30 protein-coding genes and 1 pseudogene are annotated in these 25189 nt (G+C 64.4%); 28 read left to right on the forward strand and 3 right to left on the reverse strand.

Annotation, left to right across the window (positions count from 1 at the left end; translation table 11 throughout):
- Positions 1 to 26: 26 nt before the first annotated feature.
- From AB6724_RS03200 to AB6724_RS03230, 7 genes are all read left to right on the forward strand, one after another.
- Entirely contained in the window at positions 27 to 953 is a 927-nt protein-coding gene (locus tag AB6724_RS03200; protein ID WP_369337065.1) for an ABC transporter ATP-binding protein, read from the forward strand.
- Positions 950 to 1705, forward strand: a complete 756-nt coding sequence (locus AB6724_RS03205; RefSeq protein ID WP_369337066.1) for an ABC transporter permease — start codon at positions 950 to 952, stop codon at positions 1703 to 1705. Before AB6724_RS03200 ends, AB6724_RS03205 begins: the two co-directional genes overlap by 4 nt.
- 71 nt (positions 1706 to 1776) lie before the next feature.
- A complete protein-coding gene (locus tag AB6724_RS03210) occupies positions 1777 to 2019 on the forward strand; it encodes a BolA family protein (protein WP_369337067.1) in 243 nt (80 codons plus the stop codon).
- Between the two features lie 96 nt (positions 2020 to 2115).
- Positions 2116 to 3387: a UDP-N-acetylglucosamine 1-carboxyvinyltransferase gene (gene murA / locus AB6724_RS03215; RefSeq protein ID WP_369337068.1), complete on the forward strand. Its 1272-nt coding sequence runs from the start codon at positions 2116 to 2118 to the stop codon at positions 3385 to 3387.
- Positions 3384 to 4034: an ATP phosphoribosyltransferase gene (hisG, locus tag AB6724_RS03220; protein ID WP_369337069.1), complete on the forward strand. Its 651-nt coding sequence runs from the start codon at positions 3384 to 3386 to the stop codon at positions 4032 to 4034. The genes murA and hisG overlap by 4 nt, the downstream gene beginning before the upstream one ends.
- Positions 4035 to 4066: 32 nt before the next feature.
- Entirely contained in the window at positions 4067 to 5383 is a 1317-nt protein-coding gene (gene hisD, locus AB6724_RS03225) for a histidinol dehydrogenase (protein ID WP_369337070.1), read from the forward strand.
- 182 nt (positions 5384 to 5565) lie between these two features.
- Entirely contained in the window at positions 5566 to 6405 is an 840-nt protein-coding gene (locus tag AB6724_RS03230; RefSeq protein WP_369337071.1) for a hypothetical protein, read from the forward strand.
- Between the two features lie 58 nt (positions 6406 to 6463).
- Here the strand turns inward: AB6724_RS03230 and AB6724_RS03235 are convergent, their stop codons facing one another.
- Positions 6464 to 6739, reverse strand: a complete 276-nt coding sequence (locus AB6724_RS03235; protein WP_369337072.1) for a DUF2917 domain-containing protein — start codon at positions 6737 to 6739, stop codon at positions 6464 to 6466.
- A 189-nt stretch (positions 6740 to 6928) separates the two neighbouring features.
- Between AB6724_RS03235 and AB6724_RS03240 the strand changes: the two are divergent.
- The 17 genes and pseudogenes from AB6724_RS03240 to tatC all read left to right on the forward strand — a co-directional run bounded on the left by AB6724_RS03240 (position 6929) and on the right by tatC (position 18943).
- A pseudogene (locus tag AB6724_RS03240) lies at positions 6929 to 8361 on the forward strand (aminotransferase-like domain-containing protein).
- Positions 8362 to 8420: 59 nt separating this feature from the next.
- On the forward strand, positions 8421 to 8690 hold the full coding sequence (locus tag AB6724_RS03245) for a hypothetical protein (protein ID WP_369337074.1): 270 nt from the start codon (positions 8421 to 8423) through the stop codon (positions 8688 to 8690).
- Positions 8687 to 9136, forward strand: coding sequence for a PIN domain-containing protein (locus AB6724_RS03250; protein ID WP_439329822.1), 450 nt, complete (start codon positions 8687 to 8689; stop codon positions 9134 to 9136). The genes AB6724_RS03245 and AB6724_RS03250 overlap by 4 nt, the downstream gene beginning before the upstream one ends.
- Before the next feature lie 57 nt (positions 9137 to 9193).
- Positions 9194 to 10312: a histidinol-phosphate transaminase gene (gene hisC, locus AB6724_RS03255; RefSeq protein ID WP_369337075.1), complete on the forward strand. Its 1119-nt coding sequence runs from the start codon at positions 9194 to 9196 to the stop codon at positions 10310 to 10312.
- Positions 10309 to 10932 carry an imidazoleglycerol-phosphate dehydratase HisB gene (gene hisB / locus AB6724_RS03260; protein ID WP_369337076.1) on the forward strand — a complete coding sequence of 208 codons (624 nt, stop codon included), beginning with the start codon at positions 10309 to 10311 and terminating at the stop codon, positions 10930 to 10932. Before hisC ends, hisB begins: the two co-directional genes overlap by 4 nt.
- Positions 10933 to 10985: 53 nt before the next feature.
- Positions 10986 to 11654, forward strand: a complete 669-nt coding sequence (gene hisH / locus AB6724_RS03265; RefSeq protein ID WP_369337077.1) for an imidazole glycerol phosphate synthase subunit HisH — start codon at positions 10986 to 10988, stop codon at positions 11652 to 11654.
- Between the two features lie 57 nt (positions 11655 to 11711).
- Entirely contained in the window at positions 11712 to 12455 is a 744-nt protein-coding gene (gene hisA, locus AB6724_RS03270; protein WP_369337078.1) for a 1-(5-phosphoribosyl)-5-[(5-phosphoribosylamino)methylideneamino]imidazole-4-carboxamide isomerase, read from the forward strand.
- Positions 12448 to 13320, forward strand: coding sequence for a D-hexose-6-phosphate mutarotase (locus AB6724_RS03275; RefSeq protein ID WP_369337079.1), 873 nt, complete (start codon positions 12448 to 12450; stop codon positions 13318 to 13320). The genes hisA and AB6724_RS03275 overlap by 8 nt, the downstream gene beginning before the upstream one ends.
- A 39-nt stretch (positions 13321 to 13359) precedes the next feature.
- Positions 13360 to 14160: an imidazole glycerol phosphate synthase subunit HisF gene (hisF, locus tag AB6724_RS03280; RefSeq protein ID WP_369337080.1), complete on the forward strand. Its 801-nt coding sequence runs from the start codon at positions 13360 to 13362 to the stop codon at positions 14158 to 14160.
- Positions 14161 to 14271: 111 nt separating this feature from the next.
- Positions 14272 to 14661, forward strand: a complete 390-nt coding sequence (hisI, locus tag AB6724_RS03285; RefSeq protein WP_369337081.1) for a phosphoribosyl-AMP cyclohydrolase — start codon at positions 14272 to 14274, stop codon at positions 14659 to 14661.
- Entirely contained in the window at positions 14658 to 15047 is a 390-nt protein-coding gene (locus AB6724_RS03290; protein WP_369337082.1) for a phosphoribosyl-ATP diphosphatase, read from the forward strand. The genes hisI and AB6724_RS03290 overlap by 4 nt, the downstream gene beginning before the upstream one ends.
- Positions 15047 to 15445: a DUF4870 family protein gene (locus AB6724_RS03295; RefSeq protein WP_369337083.1), complete on the forward strand. Its 399-nt coding sequence runs from the start codon at positions 15047 to 15049 to the stop codon at positions 15443 to 15445. Before AB6724_RS03290 ends, AB6724_RS03295 begins: the two co-directional genes overlap by 1 nt.
- Before the next feature lie 151 nt (positions 15446 to 15596).
- Complete coding sequence (locus tag AB6724_RS03300; RefSeq protein WP_369337084.1) at positions 15597 to 16637, forward strand: patatin-like phospholipase family protein; 1041 nt, start codon at positions 15597 to 15599, stop codon at positions 16635 to 16637.
- 27 nt (positions 16638 to 16664) lie between these two features.
- Positions 16665 to 17027 (forward strand): histidine triad nucleotide-binding protein, encoded by a 363-nt coding sequence (locus AB6724_RS03305; RefSeq protein ID WP_369337085.1) that lies wholly within the window; start codon positions 16665 to 16667, stop codon positions 17025 to 17027.
- A 191-nt stretch (positions 17028 to 17218) separates the two neighbouring features.
- Positions 17219 to 17455 carry a Sec-independent protein translocase subunit TatA gene (tatA, locus tag AB6724_RS03310; RefSeq protein WP_369337086.1) on the forward strand — a complete coding sequence of 79 codons (237 nt, stop codon included), beginning with the start codon at positions 17219 to 17221 and terminating at the stop codon, positions 17453 to 17455.
- A 24-nt stretch (positions 17456 to 17479) separates the two neighbouring features.
- Positions 17480 to 17986 carry a Sec-independent protein translocase protein TatB gene (gene tatB, locus AB6724_RS03315; RefSeq protein ID WP_369337087.1) on the forward strand — a complete coding sequence of 169 codons (507 nt, stop codon included), beginning with the start codon at positions 17480 to 17482 and terminating at the stop codon, positions 17984 to 17986.
- Positions 17987 to 18130: 144 nt separating this feature from the next.
- Positions 18131 to 18943: a twin-arginine translocase subunit TatC gene (tatC, locus tag AB6724_RS03320; RefSeq protein ID WP_369337088.1), complete on the forward strand. Its 813-nt coding sequence runs from the start codon at positions 18131 to 18133 to the stop codon at positions 18941 to 18943.
- A 155-nt stretch (positions 18944 to 19098) separates the two neighbouring features.
- On the opposite strand, the gene AB6724_RS03325 is transcribed toward tatC, so the two are convergent.
- Positions 19099 to 20256, reverse strand: coding sequence for a S1C family serine protease (locus AB6724_RS03325; protein WP_369337089.1), 1158 nt, complete (start codon positions 20254 to 20256; stop codon positions 19099 to 19101).
- Positions 20257 to 20613: 357 nt separating this feature from the next.
- Here AB6724_RS03325 and AB6724_RS03330 point away from each other — a divergent pair, with 357 nt between their 5' ends.
- The 3 genes from AB6724_RS03330 (at position 20614) to pdxA (ending at position 23927) form a co-directional block, all read left to right on the forward strand.
- Positions 20614 to 21939 (forward strand): MFS transporter, encoded by a 1326-nt coding sequence (locus AB6724_RS03330; protein ID WP_369337090.1) that lies wholly within the window; start codon positions 20614 to 20616, stop codon positions 21937 to 21939.
- A 102-nt stretch (positions 21940 to 22041) separates the two neighbouring features.
- Positions 22042 to 22794: a Nif3-like dinuclear metal center hexameric protein gene (locus tag AB6724_RS03335; protein ID WP_369337091.1), complete on the forward strand. Its 753-nt coding sequence runs from the start codon at positions 22042 to 22044 to the stop codon at positions 22792 to 22794.
- 68 nt (positions 22795 to 22862) lie between these two features.
- Positions 22863 to 23927: a 4-hydroxythreonine-4-phosphate dehydrogenase PdxA gene (gene pdxA / locus AB6724_RS03340; RefSeq protein ID WP_369337092.1), complete on the forward strand. Its 1065-nt coding sequence runs from the start codon at positions 22863 to 22865 to the stop codon at positions 23925 to 23927.
- Positions 23928 to 23990: 63 nt separating this feature from the next.
- Here pdxA and mscL read toward each other — a convergent pair whose 3' ends face one another.
- The gene (gene mscL, locus AB6724_RS03345; RefSeq protein WP_369337093.1) at positions 23991 to 24425 is read right to left on the reverse strand and encodes a large conductance mechanosensitive channel protein MscL; all 435 of its coding nucleotides are present in this window, start codon (positions 24423 to 24425) and stop codon (positions 23991 to 23993) included.
- Between the two features lie 149 nt (positions 24426 to 24574).
- On the opposite strand from mscL, the gene petA reads away from it, so the two are divergent.
- Complete coding sequence (gene petA, locus AB6724_RS03350) at positions 24575 to 25177, forward strand: ubiquinol-cytochrome c reductase iron-sulfur subunit (protein ID WP_369337094.1); 603 nt, start codon at positions 24575 to 24577, stop codon at positions 25175 to 25177.
- Positions 25178 to 25189 lie beyond the last annotated feature (12 nt).

Here is a 25189-nt window from a genome sequence, read left to right on the forward strand (position 1 = left end):
GGCCAAGCCCTAGAATCAGGGGCTCCATGTCCGCAGTTTCATTCCAATCCGTCTCCAAGACCTACCACACCCCCAAGGGGGAGTTCCAGGCCCTCAAATCGGTGAGCCTGGATATTGAGGAAGGCGAATTCTTCGGTCTGCTCGGGCCCAACGGCGCGGGCAAGACCACGCTGATCAGCATTCTGGCGGGCCTGTCCAAGGCCTCCGGCGGGCGCGTGCTGGTGCAGGGCAGCGATGTGCAGGCCAATTACGCCGACGCGCGCCGCAAGCTGGGCATCGTGCCGCAGGAACTGGTGTTCGACCCGTTCTTCACGGTGCGCGAGGCGCTGCAGTTCCAGTCCGGCTATTTCGGCGTCAAGAACAACGAGGCCTGGATCGACGAGCTGCTGGACAGCCTGGGTCTGGCCGACAAGGCGCACAACAATATGCGCCAGCTCTCGGGCGGCATGAAGCGCCGGGTGCTGGTGGCCCAGGCCCTGGTGCACAAGCCGCCCATCATCGTGCTCGACGAGCCCACGGCCGGCGTGGACGTGGAGCTGCGCCAGACGCTGTGGCACTTCATCGCCAAGCTCAACAAGCAGGGCCACACGGTGCTGTTGACCACCCATTACCTGGAAGAGGCCGAGGCCTTGTGCAGCCGCGTGGCCATGCTCAAGCATGGCGAGATCGTGCGCCTCTCGGCCATGAGCGATCTGCTCAAATCGGCCTCCAGCAATGTGCTGCAGTTCAAGACCGATAGCGCTCTGCCAAAGCCTGTGGCCGATCGCGCGCGTGTCACGGGTCGCATCGTGCAGATTCCCGCGGCCAATGCGGGTGACGTGGAGCAGCTGCTGGCGGCGCTGCGCGAGGGCGGCGTGACGCCCGAGGACGTGGAGATCCGCCGCGCCGATCTGGAAGACGTGTTCATCCACATCATGAACCAGGAAGCCAAAAGCGCAGGAGGTGTGGCATGAACGGCTGGCAGACCCTGCTCAAGAAGGAAGTGCTGCGCTTCTGGAAGGTGAGCTTTCAGACCATTGCCGCGCCCGTGCTCACGGCCGTGCTGTATCTGCTGGTGTTCGGCCATGTGCTTGAAGGCCGGGTCATGGTCTATGACCGCATCCCCTATACCGCCTTCCTCATCCCCGGTCTGGTGATGATGAGCATGCTGCAGAACGCTTTCGCCAACAGCTCGTCCAGCCTGGTGCAGAGCAAGATCATGGGCAATATGATCTTCGTGCTGCTCACCCCGCTGTCGCACTGGGCATGGTTCAGCGCCTATGTGGGGGCTTCCATCCTGCGCGGCCTGCTGGTGGGGCTGGGCGTCTTCATCGTCACCCTGTTCTTCGCCGTGCCCGACTTTGCCGCGCCGCTGTGGATTCTGGTCTTCGGCGTCCTGGGCTGCGCGCTGATGGGCACGCTGGGCCTGATCGCGGGCCTGTGGGCCGAGAAATTCGACCAGATGGCGGCCTTCCAGAACTTTCTGATCATGCCGCTGACCTTTCTGTCCGGCGTGTTCTATTCCGTGCATTCGCTGCCGGGCTTCTGGCAGGCGGTCAGCCGCGTCAACCCTTTCTTCTACATGATCGACGGCTTCCGCTACGGTTTCTTCGGCCAGAGCGATGTCTCGCCCTGGTTGAGCCTGGCCATCGTGGGTGCGGCCTGGCTGGCGGTGAGCGCGCTGGCCGTGCACCTGCTGCGCATAGGCTACAAGATTCGTAACTGATTTCCGGATTCACGCGCTGCGGCTTGCGAGACAATGACCGGTTTCGCAAGCTTTGCGCCAAAAGGCTATTCATGACTGCAGACCAACTCAAAGACCTGATCACCGCCGGCCTGCCCTGCGAGCATATCGAGCTGGAGGGCGATGGCCGGCACTGGTTTGCCACCATAGTCTCCACCCGCTTCGACGGCCAGCGCCTGCTGGGGCGCCAGCGCATGGTCTATGCCACGCTGGGCAACCGCATGGCGACCGATGAAGTCCATGCTCTGTCCATGAAGACCTTCACCCCGGCAGAATGGGCGGCGGCCCAGGCCTGATACGGCTCGGCAACCCTTATTTGATAGCTGTCAGCGCTTGATGGATAAGCGTTTTCGGTCATTTTTCTATCCATAACAGATTCAAGGCTTGAAGCCATGGACAAACTCAAGATCCACGGTGGTCGTCCTCTCCAGGGCGAAGTGATGATTTCCGGCGCCAAGAACGCCGCGCTGCCCGAGATGTGCGCGGCATTGCTCACCAGCGAGCCCGTGCATCTGCACAATGTGCCGCGCTTGCACGATGTGGCCACCATGCGCCGCCTGCTGGACAACATGGGGGTGCAGACCGAGACCCATGGCGAGCGCGGCGGCATGAGCTTTGTGGCGCCCGACAGCCTGATGCCCGAAGCGCCTTACGAGCTGGTCAAGACCATGCGCGCCTCGGTGCTGGCCCTGGGGCCGCTGCTGGCCCGCTTCGGCCGCGCCAAGGTGTCCCTGCCCGGCGGCTGCGCCATCGGCTCGCGCCCCGTGGACCAGCACATCAAGGGCCTGCAGGCCATGGGTGCCATCATTACCGTGGAAAACGGCTATATGCACGCCAGCCTGCCCGAGGGCTGGAAGCGCCTCAAGGGCGCGCGCATCACCACCGACATGGTCACCGTGACGGGCACCGAGAACTTCCTCATGGCCGCGGCACTGGCCGAGGGCGAGACCGTGCTCGAAAACGCGGCCATGGAGCCCGAAATCCCCGATCTGGCCGAGATGCTCATCAAGATGGGCGCCAAGATTTCCGGCCACGGCACCAGCCGCATCGTGATCCAGGGCGTGGACAGGCTGCATGGCTGCACGCATCAGGTGGTGGCCGACCGCATCGAGGCCGGTACCTTCCTCTGCGCCGTGGCGGCCACGGGTGGTGAAGCCCTGCTGCACCATGCGCGCGCCGACCATCTGGGCGCCGTCATCGACAAGCTCAAGGAAGCCGGCGTGAACGTGGAGTGCGTGGACGGCGGCCTCAAGGTCAGCGCCAGCGGCAAGCTCAAGGCCCAGAGCTTCCGCACCACCGAATATCCGGGCTTTCCCACCGATATGCAGGCCCAGTTCATGGCGTTGAACCTGGTTGCCGAAGGCGCCAGCGTGGTGACCGAGACGATTTTTGAAAACCGCTTCATGCATGTCAACGAGATGCGGCGCCTGGGCGCCGCCATCATCACCGACGGCCGGGTCGCGACCATCGAAGGCGGCAAGCGCCTGACCGGCGCCACGGTGATGGCGACGGACCTGCGCGCCTCGGCCAGCCTGGTCATCGCGGGCCTGGTGGCCGAGGGCGAGACCCTGGTCGACCGCATCTACCACCTGGACCGTGGCTACGACCGCATGGAAGACAAACTGCGCGCCCTGGGTGCCGAGATCGAAAGAGTTTCGCAATGACGATCACCATTGCCCTGTCCAAGGGCCGCATTTTCGAAGAGACCGTGCCCCTGCTGGCGGCGGCCGGCATTGCCGTCACGGAGGATGTGGAAAAGTCGCGCAAGCTGATTTTCGAAACCAATCAGAGCGATGTGCGCGTGGTGCTGGTGCGCGCCTCGGACGTGCCGGTGTACGTGCAGTACGGCGGCGCGGACCTGGGCGTGTCGGGCCTGGACTCGCTGATCGAGCATGGCGGCCAGGGCCTGTACCAGCCGCTGGACCTGCAGATCGCCAAGTGCCGCGTCAGCGTGGCCGTGCGCAACGGCTTTGACTACCAGCTGGCGGTCAAGCAGGGCGCGCGCCTGCGCATCGCCACCAAGTACCCCGAGATCGCGCGCAACTTCTTCGCCAAGAAGGGCGTGCACGTGGACATGGTCAAACTCTACGGCTCCATGGAACTGGCACCGCTGACCGGCATGGCCGATGCCATCGTCGACCTGGTGTCCACCGGCAACACGCTCAAGGCCAACGATCTGGTCGAGGTCGAGCCCATCATGGACATCAGCTCGCGTCTGGTGGTCAACCAGGCCTCGCTCAAGCTCAAGCAGGAGCCGCTGCGCCACATCATCGATGCGTTTGCCGCAGCGGTCGCTGCCAAGAACAACTGAGTTTTCTTTTTCCTAGCCCCTTGGTGATTACTATGGAATTCGTAGCTGCTCCCGCCCGTCTGTCAACCGCTGATGCTTTATTCGAGCATGATTTTGCTCAGCGTCTGCATTGGTCGGCGGACACGGACGCGGCCATCGAACAGCGCGTGGCCGACATCCTGGCCGATGTGCAGCAGCGCGGCGATGCGGCCGTGCTCGAGTACACGGCCCGCTTCGATAGCCTCCAGGCCGCCGACATGGCGGCGCTGGAGCTCAAGCAGGACGAACTCAAGGCTGCCTTCGACAGCCTGCCTGCCGAACAGCGCGAGGCCCTGGAATCCGCCGCGCGCCGCGTGCGCAGCTACCACGAGGCGCAGAAGAAGGCCAACGGCGAGAGCTGGAGCTACCGCGACGAAGACGGCACACTGCTGGGCCAGAAGGTCACGCCGCTGGACCGCGTGGGCATTTACGTGCCCGGCGGCAAGGCGGCCTATCCGTCCAGTGTGCTGATGAACGCCATTCCCGCCCATGTGGCCGGTGTGCAGGACATCATCATGGTCGTGCCCACGCCCAAGGGCGAGAAGAACGCCCTGGTGCTGGCCGCTGCCTATGTGGCCGGCGTGCACCGGGCCTTCACCATCGGTGGCGCCCAGGCCGTGGCGGCCCTGGCCTACGGCACGGCCACCGTGCCCAAGGTGGACAAGATCACGGGCCCCGGTAATGCCTATGTGGCCAGCGCCAAGAAGCGCGTGTTCGGCATCGTGGGCATAGACATGATTGCCGGCCCCAGCGAAATCCTGGTGCTGGCCGACGGCACGACCCCGCCCGAATGGGTGGCCATGGACCTGTTCAGCCAGGCCGAACATGACGAACTGGCCCAGTCCATTCTGCTGTGCCCCGACGCGGACTACATCGCCGCCGTGCAGCGCGAAATCGACCGCCTGCTGCCCGAGATGCCGCGCCAGGCCATCATCGCCAAGAGTCTGACGGACCGCGGCGCGCTGATCCTCACCAAGGACATGGAAGAGGCCTGCGCCATCTCCAACCGCATCGCGCCCGAGCACCTCGAGGTCTCCAGCCGCGATCCGCACAAGTGGGAACCCCTGCTCAGGCATGCGGGCGCCATCTTCCTGGGGGCCTACACCAGCGAAAGCCTGGGCGACTACTGCGCCGGCCCCAACCATGTGCTGCCCACCAGCGGCACGGCGCGTTTCAGCTCGCCGCTGGGGGTGTATGACTTCCAGAAGCGCAGCTCCATCATCGAAGTCAGCGAAGCCGGTGCCCAGACCCTGGGCAAGACCGCTGCCGTGCTGGCCTATGGCGAAGGCCTGCAAGGCCATGCGCGTGCCGCCGAGATGCGGCTGAAGTAAGCAGCGCCCTGGTGCTCCGAAAAAGCCGTGGACAGGCCACGGCTTTTTTGTGGCCGCAAGGCGGTGGCGCATGGCTTGCGGCAAATCATCTCCAGGTGTTTCATGGCGTCGCCAAACCGGGATTTGCCGCGACACTCGGGCAGCTGCGCTGCAGCGATCGTTCAAAAGCTAAAAAAGGGAGCATGAAGATGAATCAAGCCATGACATTCCGGCGCCTGCGTTGCTGGCAAATGCTGTGGGGGCTGTTGCTGGCTGCGGGCCTGACCGGCTGTGGAGCACCTCAGGGAACGTCCCGCTCCCAGGAGGCAGCGGCCCCGGCCCCGATGGCGGCCAAGGCCGAATCCACGCTGGGCACGCAATGGGGGGAGGGGCGGGAGTCGGCCGTCCAGACCGTGGAAGCCACGCGCCTGAGCCCCGAGCGCCCGCAGGCGGTCTCGCAGCTGCAGTATTCCGATGAAGCCAGTATCCGCCGTGCGCTGGGCAGCGACGGCGACCGGCAGCTCAATGTGCTGCTGGCCGAGGGCGATGTGGAATGGGCGGTGGAGGACGGCCAGGGCAGACCGCTGCCCATCTTCAGCACGCGCGGCGGCCGGAGCTATCAGCTGGCGGGCCGCAACGGCGAGCGCTACGAGCTGGTCTACACCAACCGCAGCCAGCGCCACTACGAGATCGTGGCCACGGTGGATGGCCTGGACGTGCTCACCGGCCAGGCCGGCAGCGTGCGCAACGCCGGCTATCTGCTGCGCCCCGGCCAGACCCTGCGCATCGACGGCTTCCGCAAGAGCCGGCGCGAGGTCGCGGCCTTCCGTTTTGCGGCCAAGGAACGTGCCTATGCGGCCAACGCGCCGGCCGGCGATGCGCGCAATGTGGGTGTGATCGGTTCGGCCCTGTTCGAGGTGCGAGTGGATGAGCACACCCCTGATTTGCCCCGCCGTCGTGCGCCGGAGGTGGAGCAGGGTGATCCCAGCGCTTTCCCGGCCGATGGCCGCCAGTACGCGCCGCCGCCCCAGTACCGTCGCTGAGGCACGTGGCGTTCCTGTCAGAGGCCCGGTGCAGCCGGGCCTTTTTTGTGGGCGATTTTCAGGCCAAGGCCGATGCCGCAGCTGCCGCAACGGCCGGTGACGACGCGACATCGCGCCAGCGCAGGCTGGCGTCCTGAGAGTTTTGCGATCCCTGGGCACCCAGGTACAACGTGGCAGGCCCGGTAAGGCGCAGCGACTGGCCGGGGTGCAGAAAGCTATCCGCCAGCTGTCCTTCACAGGTCAGCCAAACGATGCCGCTCTGCGCCTGCAGCCAGAGGCTCTGGCCGGAGCGGATACGCAGCATCTGCACCGGTGCGGCGGCAGGCAGGGGCAAGGTGTTCCAGGGTTGGGAGGTAAGGGCTGAGTGCATGTCCCTGACTGTGCAAAACAGGCGGCAATTTCACCAGCCACAGCGCGGCAGGATGTGAACGAGTACAGATGGGGGTTGCGGCGCTTCTGTACTGGTTGTGCTGCGATCCATCTGTGCTGTATGGCTTGAATGCAGGCAGTACAGAATGGCGTGATGGAATTCGATGCATCGACACCGCGCTACCTGCAGATTGCCGGGCTGCTGAGCCAGGCCATACGGCAAGGCACGCTGGCATATGGAGAAAAGCTGCCGTCCGTACGCATGCTGGCACGGCAGTACGGGGTGGCGCAGACCACGGTGGTGCAGGCCTACCATTGGCTGGAAGATGCAAGGCAGATCACGGCGCGGCCGCGCTCCGGTTTTTTTGTTGCGCCGCGCGCCGTGCAACTGCCCGAGCCCAAGATTGCCCGGCCCATGCGTCGGCCGCGGGCCGTCTCGCTGGATTGGCTGGGCCAGCGTGTTCTGGGGCGTGAGCAGCCCGAGGGCATGGTGTCTTTCAGCAGCGGCACCCCCGGCATCGATTTGCTCAACCCCGACCGTGTACGCCGCGCCGTCACGCGCTCGGTGCAAAAGCACCGCCATCTGCTGTGTACCTATCCCGGATCGGACGGCCATGAAGAAGCGCGGCGTGCATTGGCGCGTTATGCCGTGGGACTGGGCTGCAGTCTCGACCCGGAACGCATTCTCATCACCGGCGGCTGCATGGACAGCGTGGCCCTGTGTCTGCGCGCAGTCACCGAACCCGGCGATGTGGTGGCGCTGGAGTCACCCACGCATTTCTCGTTTCTCGAGGTGTTGCAGGCCTTGCAGCTGAAGGCGCTGGAAATTCCCTGTCACCCGCGTCACGGCATTTCGCTGGATGCGCTGCAGTTGGCGCTGGACACCCAGCCCGTCAAGGCGCTGCTGCTGGTGCCCACGCTCAGCAACCCTCTGGGCAGTTGCATGCCTCAGGCCGAGCGCAAGCGCCTGGTGCAATTGGCGGTGCAGCATGATCTGCCCGTGATCGAGGATGCCATCTACGCCGATCTGGCCGAAGGCGATGCCATGCGCCGCAGCCTCAAATCCTATGACAGCACGGGGCAGATCATGCTCTGCCACTCCTTTTCCAAGACGCTGGCGCCGGGCCTACGGCTGGGCTGGCTGGAGGCGGGACGCTGGACGGACAGGCTGCGCCACATCAAGGAGATGCAGGCCGGTGGCCAGTCGGCCGTGCTGGAGCTGGCGCTGGCCGATCTGATCTCGCAGGCAGGTCATCACGCCGCCATGCGTCAGTTACGCGCCGCCATTGCCGCGCGGGTGGAGCAGGCGCGGCAGGTGATTGCACAGAGCTTTCCGGCAGGCACGCGGGTCAGCGACCCGCCCGGCGGCCTGCTGCTGTGGCTGGAGCTGCCTGCGCCGCTGGATGCTGCGGCCTTGCACCAAGCCTGTCTGGCGCAGCAGATTCTGATAGCGCCCGGCGCGCTGTTTGGCGCTGCAGGGCGTTTCAAGCAAGGAATGCGCGTGGGTCTGGGGGGGGGGGCTGGACGCCGCGGCATCTGCAGGCCTTGCGACAGGTGGGGGCGATGGCCTGTTCCATGCTCGGTTGATTGTTTTATTGATTCAACACGAATTTCGTGTCACACGAATTTCGTGTAATATCTCATGCATGAAGAATGTCACCATCACCGTGGAAGACAGCGTGCTCGAGTGGGCGCGCGTGGAAGCCGCGCGCCGCGGCACCAGCGTCTCGCGCATGCTGGGTGACTTCATGGCCGAGCTGCAGCGACGCGAGGATGCGTATGAGCGCGCCTATCTGGCCTGGCGCACCGATGAGCGCAGCTGGCAGGCCCGGCCCGCAGCCAAAGCCGCAGCGCGCAGCGCCAGTCCCCAGAGGGGCGGGCTGCAGAAAGCCGCGGATTCGGGAGCCGCGGCATGAGCGCCATGACCACCGTATTCGTCGATACCTCGGTGCTGATTGCGGCCGAGGATGTGGCAGGGGGCGAGCTGTACACGGCCACGCTGGCCTGGCTGGACGCGCTGTGGCACGGCCGCACGGGGCGCACCGGCAACCAGGCCCTGGTGGAGTTCTATGACCAGGTCACGACGGCGGCCGCACCCATGCCCCAGGGCGATGCGCGTGCCGCGATCCGCCGCTACCAGACCTGGACGCCCTGGAAGACCGACGCCGCCACGCTGGAAACGGCCTGGGCCGTGCAGGCGCGCCATGCACTGGATTTTGGCGACTGCCTGGCCGTGGCCTGTGCCCAGCACAGCGGCTGCAGCCATATGCTGAGCCTGCACCTGCCCCATGGCGCCGAGTTCGGCGGCGTGACCGTGCTGAATCCGCTGCGGCAGGCGGCCCCCGGCAATATCGAGGCTTGAGTGCCGAAACGCATGATCGCAACGGCCAACGCAAGCCCTGTGTGAAGGAGTGAATCCATGACTGCCCAAGACAACCAATCCAAGGCCCTGCAACGCATTCGCGCCGATGTGCGCGCCATGCAGGGCTATCACGTCCAGCCCGCGCAAGGCCTGCTGAAGATGGACACGATGGAGAACCCCTACCGTCTGCCGGTGGATCTGCAGAAAAAGCTGGGCGAGCATCTGGGCGCGCTGGAGATCAACCGCTATCCCGGCGAACGCCTGGAAGTGCTCAAGAAAATGCTGGCCGACTATGCGGGTGCGCCGGCGGGCTCGGCCTTGCTGCTGGGCAATGGCTCGGACGAGATCATCACCCTGCTGGCGCTGGCCACGGCCCAGCCCGCCGAAGGCGGCCGCGCCAAGATGCTGGCTCCCATGCCGGGCTTTGTGATGTATCCGCTCTCCGCCAAGCTCCAGGGCCTGGACTTTGTCTCGGTCGATCTGACGGCGGATTTCGATCTGGATCTGCCCGCCATGCAGGCCGCGATTGCCGAGCACAAGCCCGCCATCACCTATATCGCCTACCCCAACAATCCCACGGCCACGCTGTGGGACGAGCACAAGGTGCAGGCCGTCATCGACGCCGTGGCCCAGATCGGCGGTCTGGTGGTCATGGACGAGGCCTATCAGCCCTTCGCCAGCCGCAGCTGGATCACCCGCATGAAGGCCGAGCCCGAACGCAACAGCCATGTGCTGCTGATGCGCACCCTGTCCAAGTTCGGCCTGGCCGGCGCGCGCCTGGGCTATCTGATCGGCCCGTCCGTCATCGTCAAGGAACTGGACAAGGTGCGCCCGCCGTACAACATCAGCGTGCTCAACTGCGAGACCGCCATCTTTGCGCTGGCGCACGAGTCGCTGTATGCCGAGCAGGCCAGCGCCATTCGCGCCGAGCGCCAGCCGTTGATCGATGCGCTCAAGGCCATTCCCGGTGTCGAGAAGGTCTGGCCTTCGGAAGCCAATATGGTGCTGCTGCGCGTGGCCGATGCGGGCCGGGCCCAGCTCGAGATGAAGGCGCGCGGCGTGCTGGTGAAGAATGTCTCGGCCATGCACCCGCTGCTGGCCAACTGTCTGCGCCTGACCGTGGGCACCCGTGAAGAAAACGCCCAGATGCTGGCGGCATTGAAGGAATCCCTGTGAGCAATATCGTTCCCTCCATCGCTCAAAACCTGCCGCGCATTGCCGAAGTGCAGCGCAACACGGCGGAGACCCGCGTGGCCGTGCGCGTCAACCTCGACGGTACGGGCAAGGCCCAGCTGAACTCCGGCATCGGCTTTCTCGACCACATGCTGGACCAGATCGCGCGCCACGGCCTGATCGATATGGACATCGAATGTGCGGGCGATCTGCACATCGACGGCCACCACACGGTGGAAGATATCGGCATCACCCTGGGCCAGGCCTTTGCCAAGGCCGTGGGCGACAAGAAAGGCATACGCCGCTACGGCCACGCCTACGTGCCGCTGGACGAGGCTTTGAGCCGCGTGGTCGTCGATTTCTCGGGCCGTCCCGGTCTGCACATGGACGTGAAGTTCACGGCCGGCAGCATAGGCCAGCTCGATACGCAACTGGTGTTCGAGTTCTTCCAGGGCTTTGTGAACCATGCGGGCGTGACCCTGCACATCGACAATCTCAAGGGCATCAATGCCCACCACCAGTGCGAGACCATCTTCAAGGCCTTTGCGCGTGCGCTGCGCTTTGCCTTGGAGCATGATGAGCGCATGGCCGGCGTGATTCCCTCCACCAAGGGCGCGCTCTGAAGATTTCCAAGTGATTTCGCTCTGAAACCCAATCTCTACAAGCGGTAGCTGCTATGAGTTTGAAGAACAACACCGTGGCTGTGGTCGATTACGGCATGGGCAATCTGCGTTCGGTCTCCCAGGCCGTGCGCACGGCGGCCGCGGACACGGGCTGGCAAGTGCTGGTCACGGCCGATCCCGATGTGGTCTATGCGGCCGACCGCGTGGTCCTGCCCGGCCAGGGCGCCATGCCCGACTGCATGCGCGAGCTGCGCGATTCCGGTCTGCAGGAAGCGGTGCTGCACGCGGCGGCCAACAAGCCGCTGTTCGGTGTCTGCGTGGGCATGCAGATGCTGCTGGACCACAGCGACGAAGGCGATGTGCCGGGCCTGGGTCTGATCCCCGGCCAGGTGCGCAAATTCGATCTGGCGGGCAGGACCCAGGCCGACGGCAGCCGCTTCAAGGTGCCGCAGATGGGCTGGAACCGCGTGCAGCAGACCCGGCATCAGGGCGGCTCCCATGCGCTGTGGGCCGGCATTCCCGACGCCAGCTTCTACTATTTCGTGCACAGCTTCTATGCGCAGGTGCTGGAGCCCGCGCATTGCGCGGCCCAGACCGACTACGGCGGCCTCTTTGCATGTGCCGTCGCACGCGATAATATTTTCGCCACCCAGTTCCACCCCGAGAAAAGCTCGGACCAGGGCCTGGCGCTGTTCCGCAACTTCCTGGGCTGGAAGCCCTGAAGTTTTCCCTTGTGCATCGGCCATTTTGACGGCCCTTATTGCTAGCAAACCACCATCATGTTGCTCATCCCCGCTATCGACCTCAAGGACGGCCACTGCGTACGCCTTATTCAGGGTGATATGGACCAGTCCACCACGTTCGGCGAAGACCCTGCAGCCATGGCCGCCAAGTGGCTGGATGCCGGCGCGCGCCGCCTGCATCTGGTGGATCTCAACGGTGCGTTTGCGGGCCAGCCCAAGAATCTGTCGGCCATCAAAAGCATTCTCAAGGCCGTGGACGGCGAGATTCCCGTGCAGCTGGGCGGAGGCATCCGCGACCTGGACACCATCGAGCGCTACATCGATTTGGGCATCGAGTACCTGATCATAGGCACGGCCGCGGTCAAGAACCCCGGCTTTCTGCAGGATGCCTGCAGCGCCTTCCCCGGCCACATCATCGTGGGCCTGGATGCCAAGGACGGCAAGGTGGCCATTGACGGCTGGAGCAAGCTCACGGGCCAGGACGTGATCTCCACGGCCAAGCGCTTCGAGGACTGGGGCGTGGAGTCCATCATCTACACCGACATCGGCCGCGACGGCATGCTCAGCGGCATCAACATCGATGCCACCGTCAAGCTCGCGCAGTCGCTCAAGATTCCCGTCATCGCCTCGGGCGGCCTGGCCGGCATGGCTGATATCGAAGCCCTGTGCAAGGTGCAGGACGAGGGTGTCGAGGGCGTGATCTGCGGCCGTGCCATCTACACCGGCGATCTGGACTTCGCGGCCGGCCAGGAGCGCGCGGACGAGCTCTGCGGTGAGTGATGCCGCATTCCTGGTCAGGCCCGGCAACTGGCAGGGTCTGCCGGCGATTGCACTGCAGCTGGCCAACGGCGACAGCGCCTTGATCGGCCTGCAGGGCGCACAGGTGCTGTCCTGGGTCAGCGGCGGGCAGGAGCGCTTGTTTGTCAGCCCCAGGGCCGCGCACGACGGCCACAGCCCCATACGCGGCGGCATTCCGGTCTGCTTTCCCCAGTTCAACCAGCGTGGTCCCTTGGTCAAGCATGGCTTTGTGCGCAGCATGAGCTGGTCGGCCGAGGCCGAGGAGGCGCGGGCCTGCGGCGAGGACGGCACGCAGCTGACGCTGGGCTTGGTCGATACCGCAGCCACGCGCGCGGTCTGGCCCCATGCATTCGAGGCGCTGCTGACCGTGCAGCTCAGACCCGGTGCCCTGAGCGTGGAGCTGGCCGTGCATAACCGCGGCGCCGAGGCGCTGAGCTTTACCGCGGCGCTGCACAGCTATCTGCGTGTGGCCCAGGTGGAGCAGGCCGCGCTGCACGGCCTGGAAGGCCTGGTCTACTGGGATGCGGCGGCGGCCGAGGCCGATACCCATCGCTCCCAGACGGGCGCCGTGAGCTTCGGTCCGGAGACGGACCGCGTCTATCCGCGCGCCGCCCAGGGCTTGCAGCTGCAGGCGGCGGGCCGGCCCTGGCTGCGGATCGCACAGGATGCGGCCTGGAGCGAGAGCGTGGTCTGGAACCCCGGCGCCGCGCTGTGCGCCAGGCTTCAGGACATGGCGGCCGACAGCTGGCAGCATATGCTGTGCGTGGAAGCTGCGGCCATCGATACCCCGGTCGTGCTGGAGCCCGGCCGGCAATGGCGGGCGGCCCAACATTTGACGGCGCTTTGATCCCGCGCCGCCCTGTTTCAACCGTTCAGAGAGTTCTTCATGCTTGCCAAACGCATCATTCCCTGCCTTGACGTGACCGGCGGCCGCGTGGTCAAGGGCGTCAACTTCGTGGAGCTGCGCGATGCGGGCGATCCCGTGGAAATCGCGGCGCGCTACAACGCCCAGGGCGCCGACGAGCTGACCTTTCTGGACATCACGGCCACCAGCGACGGGCGCGACCTGATCCTGCCCATCATCGAGGCCGTGGCCTCTCAGGTCTTCATCCCGCTGACCGTGGGCGGCGGCGTGCGCACGGTGGAAGACGTGCGGCGCCTGCTCAATGCCGGCGCCGACAAGACCAGCTTCAACTCGGCCGCCATTGCCAACCCCGATGTGATCAATGCGGCCAGCGACAAATACGGCGCGCAATGCATCGTGGTGGCCATAGACGCCAAGCGCCGCAAGGGCGACGACCTGCTGCGCCCGGGCGCCGACGGCCGGCCCCTGGGCGAGGGCTGGGATGTCTACAGCCATGGCGGGCGCAAGAACACGGGCCTGGACGCCGTGCAATGGGCGGCCGAGATGGCGCGCCGCGGCGCCGGCGAGATCCTGCTGACCAGCATGGACCGTGACGGCACCAAGAGCGGTTTCGACCTTCAGCTCACGCGTGCCGTCAGCGATGCCGTGGCCGTGCCGGTGATCGCTTCGGGCGGTGTGGGTAATCTCGATGATCTGGCCGATGGTGTCACCATAGGCGGTGCCGATGCCGTGCTGGCGGCCAGCATTTTTCACTATGGCGAATACACGGTGCAGCAGGCCAAGGAGTGCATGCGCGCGCGCGGCATTCCGGTCCGCCTTTGAATGCTTTTAAATCAGGAGCTGGTAGCGCCAATCAAGCAAGGGCTTCAAATGATTTCATTGCTGGAATCATTTGAAGGATGGCGCAAGCAGCTATGAAATCAGGATTGACACATGGAATGGCTCGATCAGGTCAAATGGGATGACAAGGGGCTGGTGCCCGTCATCGCTCAGGAAAAGGACACGGGCGACGTGCTCATGTTCGCCTGGATGAACCGCGAGGCCCTGGCCAGGACGGCCGAGCTGGGGCGCGCGGTGTATTTCAGCCGCTCGCGCGGCAAGCTGTGGTTCAAGGGCGAGGAGTCCGGCCATGTGCAGACCGTGCACGAGCTGCGCATAGATTGCGACAGCGACGTCATTTTGCTGAAGGTCACGCAGACCGGCCACGAGCCCGGCATCGCCTGCCACACGGGCCGCCACAGCTGTTTCTACAGCGTGTTGCGAGATGGACAGTGGACGCCCATTGATCCGGTCTTGAAAGATCCGGAAAGCATCTACAAATGACTGATATGACTTCTTCCCAAGATTCCCTGGCCCGCCTGGCTGCCGTGATCGAGAGCCGCAAGCCCGCCAACGGCGGCGATCCCGAGAAAAGCTATGTGGCGCGGCTGCTGCACAAGGGGCCCGATGCCTTTCTCAAGAAAATCGGCGAGGAGGCCACCGAGGTCGTGATGGCGGCCAAGGATGCCGAACATGGCGGTGACAAGGGCGAATTCCTTTACGAAGTGGCAGACTTGTGGTTTCACTCCATGATTGCGCTGGCACACTTTGATCTCACCCCCGCCCAGGTCATCGCCGAGCTGGAGCGTCGCGAAGGTCTCAGCGGCCTGGAGGAGAAAGCCCTGCGCAAGGCCAATGAACGTGCCGAGCAGGAGAAAGGACATGCCTGATGAACGATGACAGAGACGTGGTGGATGTGAATAGCACCGTGCGGCCCGAGACCGAAGGCCTCAAGGCCTGGGGCTGGGTCAGCTATCTGCTGCATCTGGTGGTGGCCGTGGCCGCCGTGGTGCCCAGCGCCCAGCCCAGCATCGTGCTGCTGCTGATCGCGCTGGTCATCGACCTGATCAAGCGCGATGATGCGCGCGGCAGCTGGCAGGAAAGCCATTTTTCCTGGCGCATACGCAGCGTGGCCTGGGCCGGCATCCTGTACGTGATCACGCTGCCGCTGTGGCTGCTGTTCTTCGTGCCGGGCTGGATTGCCTGGAGCCTGATCTCCATCTGGTTCCTCTACCGCATCGTGCGCGGCATGATGGCCATGGATAAGAACCGGCCTATCCAGGCCTGATTCCCGCCCGCACCCGACCCCAGCCCCTGCTGTTTTCAGCCGGGGCTTTTTGCTGTGCGGCAACAGTATGCGGTCCGCGTGTATTCAGATGGCTGCGGCCTGTGCGATGCTGGGGGCTGCGGATCTCGCATACGGACGGGAAGGGAGCACCATGGCTGAAGCAAACTCTCACACCATCAACCTGGCTCTGCAAGGCGGGGGCTCCCATGGGGCTTTGACCTGGGGCGTGCTCGATGCGCTGCTGGAAGACGACGGCCTGGTGCTCGAAGGCATCAGCGGCACCAGCGCCGGCGCCATGAATGCCGTGGTGCTGGCCCATGGCTTCGCCCAGGCTGCGGCGCAGGAAAAGCACCCGGACCGGGCCCGCCACCTGGGGCGCGCGCTGGCCCGCAAGGCCCTGACCGAGTTCTGGGAGGGGGTGGGCACCATGGGCAGCATGGGCAAGATGTTCTGGGGTGTGCCGCTGTCGGGCGCGCGGATCATGGGCGTGCTCAACCAGTTCCTGTCGCCCTATCAGACCAATCCGCTCAATATCAATCCCCTGCGCCAGCTGCTGACCCAGGTGGTGGATTTCGACACCCTGGTCCACCCCGCCCATGCCGAGGTCGTGCCCAAGCTCTTTGTCTGCGCCACCAATGTGCGCACGGGTCGCGGCAAGATCTTCACCGGCGAGCAGGTGACGGCCGACGCCATCATGGCCTCGGCCTGCCTGCCCCAGCTGTTCAAGGCCGTGGAGATAGACGGCGAGTATTACTGGGACGGCGGCTTTTCCGGCAATCCGGCCCTGTACCCGCTGGTGTACTCGACCCAATGCCGCGACATACTGCTGGTGCAGATCAACCCCAAGGAGTCCGATGCCCTGCCCGATACGGCCGGCGACATCATGGACCGCATGAACGAGGTGACCTTCAACGCCAGCCTGCTGGCGGAGCTGCGCGCCATCGAGTTCGTGATCCGCCTGCTGGAGCAAAAACGCCTGGACCCCGAGCGCTACAAGCATGTGCTCATGCATCGCATCGACGGCGGGGCGGCGCTCAAGCCCTTCGGCGCCTCGAGCAAGGCGCGCGCCGATATCAACCTGGTGCAGCAGATGTTCGGTTTGGGCCGGGAGCTGGGTCAGCGCTGGCTGCATCAGAACCGCCAGCACCTGGGCCTCAAGCAGACCCTGCGATTCAACGACAATGCGGTGTAGTTTTCCGCTTTGTGTAAGTTCTGGACCATGCACGATCACGATTCCCACTGCATTTTCTGCCGCATCGCCAAGGGCGAGATTCCTTCCCGCAAGGTGTACGAGGACGAGGAGCTGTTCGCCTTCCACGACATCAACCCGGCAGCGCCGGTTCACTTTTTGCTGATTCCCAAACAGCACATCGCCTCCATGGCCCAGGTCACGGACGAACATGCACCGCTGCTGGGCCGTATGCTGGCCCTGGTGCCCAGGCTGGCGCTGGAGCAGGGCTGCAAGCCCTTTCCCGACGGCGGCTTCCGCATCATGGTGAACACCGGCGACGAGGGCGGCCAGGAAGTGCACCACCTGCATCTGCACGTGATGGGCGGCCCGCGTCCCTGGAGGAAGGGTTGACCCCCTGAGGCGCTGCGCGCCTTCCCCCTTGAAGGGGGACGACACCTTCGCCGCGAGGCGGCTCTTGCTCGGTGTCTCTCGGGTGGGGGCGCTTGCTGCCGCCGCGCAAGTCCGCGCTGCTTTTGTGGGACATTGGGCGGCGCCAAGGCGGCGGCCGTCTAAAATGGATCGCAATTCTTTAGGAGATTCTCATGGGCTCGTTTTCTATCTGGCACTGGCTGATCGTGCTGCTCATCGTGGTTCTGGTGTTCGGCACCAAGAAGCTCAAGAACATCGGCACCGACCTGGGCGGCGCCGTCAAGGGCTTCAAGGACGGCATGAAGGACGGCTCCAGCGATGCCGCACCCGATGCGGCTGCGGGCCAGGTTGCCAACCAGCAGAGCACCGAAAAGGCCACCATCGACGTGGAAGCCAAGCAAAAGAGCTGATTGCTGCAAATCTGGCACTGATAGATGTTTGATATTGGCCTGTCCAAGATGGCGCTGATCGGCGCCGTGGCCCTGGTGGTCATCGGCCCCGAGAAGCTGCCGCGCGTGGCACGCATGGTGGGAACCATGCTTGGCAGGGCGCAGCGTTATGTGGCCGACGTCAAGGCAGAGGTCAACCGCTCCATGGAGCTGGATGAACTGCGCAAGATGAAGGACACGGTCGAGAGTGCGGCGCGCGACGTGGAGTCGAGCATCCGCACCCAGGCCTCCGATCTGGAAAAGGACTGGAACGAGGCCACCAAGGACTTGCAGGGCGATGCGCAGATGACCGCCGCCTCGTCCTTTGACTCCTATGGCTCGGACGGCGATACCCAGAGTTCCGTGGTGCCTGCCTACAAGCACCCGCGCAAGAACTGGCGTCTCAAGCGCGGCTCCGTACCCCAGTGGTACAAAGCCCGGTCCGGTGTGCGCACCAGGGTCCAGTCGGGTGCGGCGCGCGTGGCGCGTTTCCGTCCGCAGAAGTTCCGTTGAGCATGCCCATGCGCAGCCTGCCGGCCACCTGGCCGCCCGATAGGGGAGCCGGTCTGCCTTTTGCATGTCGCCCCTTGCCCGTGTCCGCGGGCGTTGTTGTTTCATGCGTGCGGAGCCCCTGGGGCTCTGGCGCAGTTTTGCACCATGTCCGAACCCTCTAAAGAAGACGAACTGGCCGGCACGGAGCAGCCGTTTGTACAGCACCTGATGGAGCTGCGCGATCGCCTGCTGTACTGCATTTACGGTATTGGCTTAGGTATCGCGCTGCTGATGTTCTGGCCCGGTCCGGACGGCCTGATCGACTTTATCGCCCATCCCATCAAGGAACATATGCCGCCCGGCGCCAAGCTGATCGCGGTGGGCGTGTTCTCGCCGTTCTTCGTGCCGCTCAAGGTGCTGATGATGGTGGCCGTGCTGCTGGTGCTGCCCTGGATCATGTACCAGATCTGGGCCTTTGTGGCGCCGGGGCTGTACAGCCATGAAAAGAAGTTTGTGCTGCCGCTGATCCTGTTCGGCAGCCTGCTGGCCTATGCGGGCATTGCCTTTGTGCAGTTCTTCGTGCTGGGCAATATGTTCAAGTTCATCCAGCACTTCACGCCGGCCAGCGTGGCCGCGACGCCCGATATCGCCTCCTATGTGGAAGCCATACTGGCGCTGTACATGGCTTTTGCGGCGGCCTTCCAGGTGCCCATTGTGGTGATGTTGCTGGTGCGCTTTGATCTGGTGGAAATCGACAAGCTCAAGTCCTTCCGCGGCTATTTCGTGGTGCTGGCCTTCATCATTGCGGCGGTGATCACGCCTCCCGACGTGATCTCGCAGCTGGCGCTGGCCGTGCCCATGTGCCTGCTCTACGAGGTGGGCATCATCGGCGCGCGCTGGTTCAGCAAGGTGTCGCGGGCACCCGAGGCCGAGGAGGCCGGTACAACCGCGGTGGACAAGCCCGCGGACGGCAGCTGAGAGCCCGGCTTTCCTCCATCTTTCCCATGCAAAAAGCCCTTGAAGTTCTTCAAGGGCTTTTGTTTTGATGGCTGCTGGCGCTTGATCCATCAAGGTTTGAAGCGGTGCATGAAAAAGCCAGCGCGGGCGCTGGCTGGGCACGGGGTGCGGCTCGATCAGGGGCGTCGGCCCTGCTGCTGCAGCGTGCTGGCGGTGGGGCGGGTGCCGGGCGTGACTTCCAGCACGACCTTGCTGTCGCCGCGGCGCACATCGAACTTGGTGGCCGCACCGGGCTTGAGCGCGGCCACGGCCGTGAGCAGCTCGGAGACATTGCGGGTGGGGGTTTCGCCCACCTGGACGATCACGTCGCCGGGGCGCATGCCGGCCTGGGCCGCGGGGCCGGCCTGGAGCACGCCGGTGATGATGACGCCCGCATCGGCCTTGACGCCAAAGGTTTCGGCCAGCTCGGGCGAGAGCTCGTTGGGCTCGACGCCGATCCAGCCGCGCGTGACCTTGCCGTCCCTGACGATGCTGTCCAGCACCATCTTGGCCGTGGACACGGGAATCGCAAAACCTATGCCCATGCTGCCGCCCGAGCGCGAGTAGATGGCGGTGTTGATGCCCAGCAGGCTGCCGTTGGCATCCACCAGCGCGCCGCCCGAGTTGCCGGGGTTGATGGCCGCATCGGTCTGGATGAAGTTCTCGAAGGTGTTGATGCCCAGCTGGCTGCGGCCCAGCGCGCTGATGATGCCGCTGGTCACCGTCTGGCCCACGCCAAAGGGATTGCCAATGGCCAGTACGCGATCGCCCACGGCGATCTGGTCGGAGTTGCCGAGCACGATGACGGGCAGCTTGTCGAGCTCGATCTTGAGAATGGCCAGATCGGTCTCGGGGTCGGTGCCTATCACCTTGGCCTTGGCCTGGCGGCTGTCGGTCAGCGTGACCTCGATATCGTCCGCGCCTTCCACCACATGGTTGTTGGTGAGTATGTAGCCATCTTGACTGATGATGACGCCGCTGCCCAAACCAGATTGCTCCTGCGGCCCCTGGTCGCCAAAGAAGAACTGGAACCAGGGATCGTTGGCGCGCGGGTGGCGCACGGCCTTGCTGGTGTTGATGCTGACCACGGCGGGCGCGGCCTTGCGCGCCGCGGGCGCAAAGCTGCCCGGAGCGACTTCACCGGCCGGCGTGGCCGGCGCCTGCAGCAGCGAAATGCCCGCACTGCTGCGGATATTTCCCCGCTGAAGCCAGCCGGGCTGCAGGGTAGCTACTACAAAATAGATAGCCACCAGCACGGTGACGACCTGCGAAAACAGCAGCCAGGTGCGTTTCATGTAATGCGTATGAAGAGTGAGGGGAACAGGTCCACATTGTGAGGCATGGCCGTGGCAAAGCGCGAGGCTTGCGGCCCGCATTTGCATAGCGCAAACCGCTGGAGGCTGCAGGCCGGGCGCACATAGGACTGTAGCCGTCTGTAGTTTTGCTTAGGCCGTGGCCATGGGTGTAAACCCTAGAATGATTTTTCGACCGCGCTTATCTCGCCGTTTACTGAAGTGATCGCCCACCAAGTGATCGCGCTCAGTGTGGCTCGGCTTTGCATCTGAAGCCCGCCTCAATCGGTCTGCCACTGCACGTTGACCCGTGATCAGCGGCTTTTCCGCGCTGTCCTGTTGTTCGATCTAGGAAACACCATGACTACGCTTGACCGCGCTGCACCGACCATGGCGTCGGCTGCGGTGCCGAATCGTCTCCTGAACCGGGAGGACTACAAGACCCTGGGCCTGTCGGCCCTGGGCGGAACGCTGGAGTTCTATGACTTCGTGGTGTTCGTCTTTTTTGCCAATGTGATCGGCTCGCTGTTCTTCCCGGCCTCGCTGCCGGACTGGATGCGCCAGCTGCAGACCCTGGGCATTTTTGCGGCCGGCTATCTGGCGCGCCCGATCGGCGGCATTCTGATCGCCCACTTCGGCGACATCCTGGGCCGCAAGAAGATGTTCACGCTGTCGGTGTTTCTGATGGCCGTGCCCACCCTGGTCATCGGCCTGCTGCCCACCTATGAAAACATCGGCCTGGCCGCCCCCATTCTGCTGCTGCTGATGCGGGTGATGCAGGGCGCCGCGATTGGTGGCGAGATGCCTGGCGCCTGGGTGTTCGTGGCCGAGCATGCGCCCGCCAAGCGCTACGGTTTTGCCATCGGCTCGCTGACCTCGGGCATTACCGGCGGCATTTTCCTGGGCTCCATCATCGGCGTCTGGCTCAACAGCGCGTACAGCCAAACCGAGATCCATGATTGGGCCTGGCGTATCCCGTTCATTCTGGGCGGCGTGTTCGGCCTGGTGTCGGTGTATCTGCGCAAGTTCCTGCATGAAACCCCTATCTTCCAGGAGCTGCAGGCCCGCAAGGCCGCCGACCGCGAGCTGCCCATCAAGACCATTCTGCGCGAGCACCGCGAAGCCAGCGTGGTCGTGGCGCTGATGACCTGGGTGCTGTCCACGGCCATCGTGGTGGTGATTCTGTTCACGCCCTCCTATCTGCAGAAGGTCTTCCACATCGCTCCGGCGCTGGCGCTCAAGGCCAATGCCGTGGCCACGGTGACGCTGACCCTGGGCTGCGTGTTCTGGGGCTGGCTGTCCGACAAGCTGGGCACCCGGGTGGCCATGATTCTTGGCTGGGGCGGCATGACGGTCACGGCCTATCTGTTCTATCTGAACCTGCCGGGCAGCGAGGATTCGCTGATCTGCACCTATGCGACAGTGGGCTTTTTCGTGGGCGCGATCTCCTTGCTGCCCGTGGTGGGCGTGCGCGCCTTCCCGCCCGAAGTGCGCTTCACCGGCCTGTCCTTCTCCTACAACATGGCTTACGCGGTGTTCGGCGGCCTGACGCCGATGCTGGTGTCCGTGTGGCAGCAGGCCGACGTGATGGCTCCGGCACACTATGTGGCGGCCATGGGCGTGCTCGGCGTGGCCATGGGCTTCTGGCCGCTGGCCTGCAAGGGCTGGCAGGCCAAAAAGGCTTGAGTCGAACCGAGATGAGCAAAAGGGCAGCCTGAGCTGCCCTTTTTGCATCCGGCAAGCCCATAAGCGCTTCGGCAGCTTGCGGGCTTGGGCACAATCGTGGCCATGAGCATCGAGCGAAACCAACTGCTATCCGTCTTCAATGGGCTGCTGCAGCCCGAGCGCTTCAAGGACTACGGGCCCAATGGCCTGCAGGTCGAAGGCCGAAGCGAGATTCGCCGCATCGTCAGCGGCGTGACGGCCAGCCGCGCGCTGATCGAGGCGGCAATCGAGGCCGAGGCCGATGCGATCTTTGTGCACCACGGCCTGTTCTGGCGCGGCATGGACGGGCGTATCACGGGCTGGCTCAAGGAGCGCATCCGCCTGCTGCTGGCGCACGATATCAATCTGTTCGCCTATCACCTGCCGCTGGACGCCCATCCCGAACTCGGCAACAACGCGCGGCTTGGGGCCCAGCTTGGAGTCCAGGGCCAGGCCATGTTTGGCGAGCAGAACCTGGGCTGGCTGGCCGAGGCCGAATTTGCCGATGCCGCAGCCCTGGCGGATCATGTGCAGCGGGCTCTGGGGCGCAGCGTGACCCTGGTCGGCGCCGATGGGCAAAGGCCGATCCGCAAGCTGGCCTGGTGCACGGGCGGCGCGCAAGGCTTTTTCGAGTCCGCGATCGCGGCCGGAGCGGATGCCTATATCACCGGCGAGATTTCTGAACCCCAGGCCCATCTGGCGCGCGAGACCGGAGTGTGCTTTATCGCGGCCGGCCATCACGCCACCGAGCGCTATGGGGCTCCGGCCGTGGCCGCCCATGTGGCGCAGGAGTGCGGGCTGGAGCACCGCTTCATCGATATCGACAATCCGGCTTAAGCGCTTGGCTTAAATTTTGATAGCTGCTGGCGCAATAGGGGATTGGGCTAGCGGCTGACTGGATGCTTATGTCTGCTTCTGAATCAACATCGGCCAAAACCATTGCCATCCCCCAGGGGGATTGCGCAGGCATTGGCCCGGAAATCATTGCCAAGGCTTTTCGCGCGGCACCACAGGCTTTGCAAGGCTGTTTTGTGGTGGGCGAGCTGCAGACCCTGCGCCGCGCGACGGCTCTGGCGGCCCGGGTGGCCGAGGGCGAGCAGGGCATGGCCCAGCCCGTGGCGGTGATCGAAGAGCCGGCCGAGGCCTGGGCCGTTCCGGCGGGCACGATTCCGCTGCTGAACCTGCCCGGTCTCGCGGGGCCTCAGCCCTATGGCCGTATATCGGCCGCGGCCGGGCAGGCGGCGGCGCAATGCGTGGTCTGGGCCGCGCAGGCCGCGCTGCGCGGCGAGATTGCGGCCCTGGTCACGGCGCCGCTGCACAAGGAGGCGCTGCATCTGGCCGGAGTCTCGTTCCCCGGCCATACCGAGCTGCTGCAGGCCGAGGCTGCCGCGCACGCGGGCGTCGCCCTGGAGCAAATGCCGGTGCGCATGATGCTGGCCAATGACGAGCTGCGCACGGTACTGGTCAGCATCCATGTTTCGCTGCGCGATGCCATCGAGGCCGTGACCCAGCCACAGATTCTGCAGACCCTGCGCATCACCCATGGGGCGCTCAGCAAGAATCTGGGGCGAGCGCCGCGTATCGCCGTGGCCGGCCTCAATCCGCATGCGGGTGAGGGCGGGATTTTCGGCCGTGAAGAAATCGAGATCATTGCGCCGGCCATTGCCCAGGCGCGCTCCGAAGGCATGGACGTGCAGGGGCCGCTGGCTCCCGATACCGTGTTCATGCGGGCCCGCAATACCGCGTCCCATCCGGGCGAATTCGACGTGGTGTTGGCGATGTACCACGACCAAGGGTTGATCCCGGTCAAATATCTGGGCGTGGAAAAAGGCGTCAATGTCACGCTGGGCCTGCCGCTGGTGCGCACCAGCCCCGACCATGGCACGGCTTTCGACATCGCGGGCCAGGGTGTTGCCGATGAGACCAGTCTGCTCGAGGCCATCCATATGGCGCGCAGCCTGGCGGCCTGAAGCCGCTGCCCATGAAAAAAGCCTGCCGCTGAATCCGGCAGGCTTTTTTCATGGGGGGGCGCCTTACGGCCTGCGGTTGAGGCTGTCGCGGATCTCGCGCAGCAGCTGGATGTCTTCGGGAGTGGTGGGCGCCTCGGCGGGGGCGGCAGGGGCTTCGCGCTTGAGGCGGTTGACCTGCTTGACCATCATGAAAATGATGAAGGCCAGGATCAGGAAGTTAACGGCCACCGTGATGAAGTTGCCATAGGCAAACACGGGAACTCCGGCCTTCTTCAAGGCATCCAGCGTGCGCGGCACGCCTTCCGGCATGGTGCCCAGCACGACGAACAGATTGGAGAAATCCAGCTTGCCAAAGATCAGGCCGACCAGGGGCATGATGAGGTCGTTCACGACGGAATCGACAATCTTGCCGAAGGCCCCGCCGATGATCACGCCGACGGCCAAATCCATCACGTTTCCCTTGATGGCGAATTCGCGGAATTCTTGCATCATGCCCATAAGCAGTTCCAGTCACTGATAGTTTGAGATAGCGCAGTATTGCGCGACTTTGGCGCTTGTCAACGTCGGACGGAGGCTGGAATAACCATAATCACACCGCTAGAATTTGCAGTTGACCCCAAATCAAGCGATGTACTTCGAGGAAATCCATGAGTGACTCTCCAGTCGACTCCAGCAAGCGTACGTGGATCATCACGTCAGCCTGTGCTGGTGCAGTGGGCGGCGTGGCAACAGCCGTTCCGTTTGTGAGCTCCTTCCAGCCTTCGGAAAAGGCCAAGGCGGCTGGTGCAGCGGTGGAGGTAGATATCTCCAACCTCAAGGAAGGTGAGAAGCTCACCGTCGAATGGCGCGGCAAGCCGGTGTGGATCATCAAGCGCACACCCGAACAGCTCAAGGATCTGCCCACGCTCGACGGCGAGCTGGCCGACCCCAAGTCCGAACGCCATCCCGACGAATTCACGCCGGTATACGCTCGCAATGATTTGCGCTCCATCAAGCCCGAAGTCCTGGTAGTGGTCGGTATCTGCACGCATCTTGGCTGCTCGCCCACCGACAAGTTCCACTCCGGTCCCCAGCCCTCGCTGCCCAACGACTGGAAGGGCGGTTTTCTGTGCCCCTGCCACGGCTCGACCTTCGATATGGCGGGCCGCGTGTTCAAGAACAAGCCCGCCCCGGACAATCTGCAGGTGCCGCCGCATATGTATCTGTCCGACACCAGGCTGCTGATTGGTGACGACAAGAAGGCTGCCTGAGGGAGACAAGAA

Origin of the sequence: Comamonas guangdongensis (genome assembly GCF_041079535.1) — a bacterium.
In the GTDB taxonomy this organism is placed as follows: domain Bacteria; phylum Pseudomonadota; class Gammaproteobacteria; order Burkholderiales; family Burkholderiaceae_C; genus Comamonas; species Comamonas guangdongensis.

Bases quoted from the DNA above. Each gene is read 5' to 3' on its own strand.
- AB6724_RS03200 (WP_369337065.1), top strand. From the start codon at position 27: ATGTCCGCAGTTTCATTCCAATCCGTCTCCAAGACCTACCACACCCCC.
- AB6724_RS03205 (WP_369337066.1), top strand. From the start codon at position 950: ATGAACGGCTGGCAGACCCTGCTCAAGAAGGAAGTGCTGCGCTTCTGG.
- AB6724_RS03210 (WP_369337067.1), top strand. From the start codon at position 1,777: ATGACTGCAGACCAACTCAAAGACCTGATCACCGCCGGCCTGCCCTGC.
- murA (WP_369337068.1), top strand. From the start codon at position 2,116: ATGGACAAACTCAAGATCCACGGTGGTCGTCCTCTCCAGGGCGAAGTG.
- hisG (WP_369337069.1), top strand. From the start codon at position 3,384: ATGACGATCACCATTGCCCTGTCCAAGGGCCGCATTTTCGAAGAGACC.
- hisD (WP_369337070.1), top strand. From the start codon at position 4,067: ATGGAATTCGTAGCTGCTCCCGCCCGTCTGTCAACCGCTGATGCTTTA.
- AB6724_RS03230 (WP_369337071.1), top strand. From the start codon at position 5,566: ATGAAGATGAATCAAGCCATGACATTCCGGCGCCTGCGTTGCTGGCAA.
- AB6724_RS03245 (WP_369337074.1), top strand. From the start codon at position 8,421: ATGAAGAATGTCACCATCACCGTGGAAGACAGCGTGCTCGAGTGGGCG.
- AB6724_RS03250 (WP_439329822.1), top strand. From the start codon at position 8,687: ATGAGCGCCATGACCACCGTATTCGTCGATACCTCGGTGCTGATTGCG.
- hisC (WP_369337075.1), top strand. From the start codon at position 9,194: ATGACTGCCCAAGACAACCAATCCAAGGCCCTGCAACGCATTCGCGCC.
- hisH (WP_369337077.1), top strand. From the start codon at position 10,986: ATGAGTTTGAAGAACAACACCGTGGCTGTGGTCGATTACGGCATGGGC.
- hisA (WP_369337078.1), top strand. From the start codon at position 11,712: ATGTTGCTCATCCCCGCTATCGACCTCAAGGACGGCCACTGCGTACGC.
- hisF (WP_369337080.1), top strand. From the start codon at position 13,360: ATGCTTGCCAAACGCATCATTCCCTGCCTTGACGTGACCGGCGGCCGC.
- hisI (WP_369337081.1), top strand. From the start codon at position 14,272: ATGGAATGGCTCGATCAGGTCAAATGGGATGACAAGGGGCTGGTGCCC.
- AB6724_RS03290 (WP_369337082.1), top strand. From the start codon at position 14,658: ATGACTGATATGACTTCTTCCCAAGATTCCCTGGCCCGCCTGGCTGCC.
- AB6724_RS03295 (WP_369337083.1), top strand. From the start codon at position 15,047: ATGAACGATGACAGAGACGTGGTGGATGTGAATAGCACCGTGCGGCCC.
- AB6724_RS03300 (WP_369337084.1), top strand. From the start codon at position 15,597: ATGGCTGAAGCAAACTCTCACACCATCAACCTGGCTCTGCAAGGCGGG.
- AB6724_RS03305 (WP_369337085.1), top strand. From the start codon at position 16,665: ATGCACGATCACGATTCCCACTGCATTTTCTGCCGCATCGCCAAGGGC.
- tatA (WP_369337086.1), top strand. From the start codon at position 17,219: ATGGGCTCGTTTTCTATCTGGCACTGGCTGATCGTGCTGCTCATCGTG.
- tatB (WP_369337087.1), top strand. From the start codon at position 17,480: ATGTTTGATATTGGCCTGTCCAAGATGGCGCTGATCGGCGCCGTGGCC.
- tatC (WP_369337088.1), top strand. From the start codon at position 18,131: ATGTCCGAACCCTCTAAAGAAGACGAACTGGCCGGCACGGAGCAGCCG.
- AB6724_RS03325 (WP_369337089.1), bottom strand. From the start codon at position 20,256: ATGAAACGCACCTGGCTGCTGTTTTCGCAGGTCGTCACCGTGCTGGTG.
- AB6724_RS03330 (WP_369337090.1), top strand. From the start codon at position 20,614: ATGACTACGCTTGACCGCGCTGCACCGACCATGGCGTCGGCTGCGGTG.
- AB6724_RS03335 (WP_369337091.1), top strand. From the start codon at position 22,042: ATGAGCATCGAGCGAAACCAACTGCTATCCGTCTTCAATGGGCTGCTG.
- pdxA (WP_369337092.1), top strand. From the start codon at position 22,863: ATGTCTGCTTCTGAATCAACATCGGCCAAAACCATTGCCATCCCCCAG.
- mscL (WP_369337093.1), bottom strand. From the start codon at position 24,425: ATGGGCATGATGCAAGAATTCCGCGAATTCGCCATCAAGGGAAACGTG.
- petA (WP_369337094.1), top strand. From the start codon at position 24,575: ATGAGTGACTCTCCAGTCGACTCCAGCAAGCGTACGTGGATCATCACG.